The organism is Streptomyces sp. EDA2-14 (assembly GCF_054963755.1).
This window is the reverse complement of the sequence record NZ_JBUEGE010000050.1, coordinates 1-1,087: the sequence shown is the minus strand read 5'-3', so window position 1 is coordinate 1,087 and position 1,087 is coordinate 1. Positions and strand designations below refer to the sequence as shown.

The 1,087-nt window shown below is 68.4% G+C and carries 1 protein-coding gene; it reads left to right on the top strand.

Features of this window, described 5'->3' with window-relative positions:
• The coding region (locus ACY34M_RS41850; RefSeq protein WP_462723969.1) for a hypothetical protein at positions 1-1,087 on the top strand (1,087 nt) is incomplete at both ends.

Genomic DNA, 1,087 nt, shown 5'->3' with positions numbered 1-1,087 from the left:
CCCGCTGGCGTCCCGCAACGTCGAGGTCCGCGACGAGGAGCCGCTGCTCGAAGGGATGCCGTTCTCGGTCCCTGGCCTGGAGCACCTGAATCCGCCGCGCATGATGAGCACCGACACCGCGCGTCAGGCGGACCACATCATGGCGGTGTTCCCGAGCAGCACCAGGCACCGGATCTACCGGGACATCGTCCTGGGGATGGCCGACGTCCTCGCCGCCGACGCGCAGGCCGGAAAGCCCGGCGCGAGGGAGCGGGACGTCACGGACCTGATCGACACGTATCTGATGGATGTCGCGACGATCGCCATCACGAGCGACAACCGGGTGAACGCGGCGAAGGAGCCGGTGAACACGGCGCGGGTCTACAATGCGTACAAGGAGATGTTTGTCCAGCAGTTGGCGGACGACAGCCCGGTGCGCGCGCTGATCCCGGCGGACAAGGGCTGGTGGGGCGTCACGCGGGACTTCGCGACGCTCGCCACACGCGTGGCGACCAACAACAGCGGCTCCAGCATCCGCCGTTCGACGCCGCCGACTGCGTCGTCCGAGCCGACCGAGCCGACCGGCGAGTCGCGTCCTCGCCTCCCGCAGGACACGATCAGCAGCGAACCCGCGGACGAGATCACCAGCCTGACCCCGCTGGGTGGACCGGACTCCCGTCCTCGTTTCGTGGTGCGTTCGGGGTTCGATGCGCGGCGGTTCGTGTTCGGCGGTGAGCCGGTGACGGATCTGACGGTGCGGGTGGCGCTGCGCGGCGGCGAGGGCGGTGGGCCGCAGGAGGTGTTCGACAAGTTGAGCTCCGGTGTGGCGGAGTTCTTGAACGGTCCCGCTTATCGTCTGCCAAATGGTGATCGGTTGCATGTGTCGGTGGAGTTGGTGGCGCCGGGGGAGTCCCCGCATCTGACGGTGGACCTGGTGGGTCGTGACCGGGTGATGGATCAGTCGGTGTGGTGGGCGGATGCCGATCCGGTGCATCTGGTGCACGAGTTGACGCATCAGCTGGGTCTGCGGGACGAGTACCGGGACGCGGACGCGCCGCACCGTCCGCACGTGCCGGGCAGCCTGCTTGGTGCGGTGAACGAGAGTCCC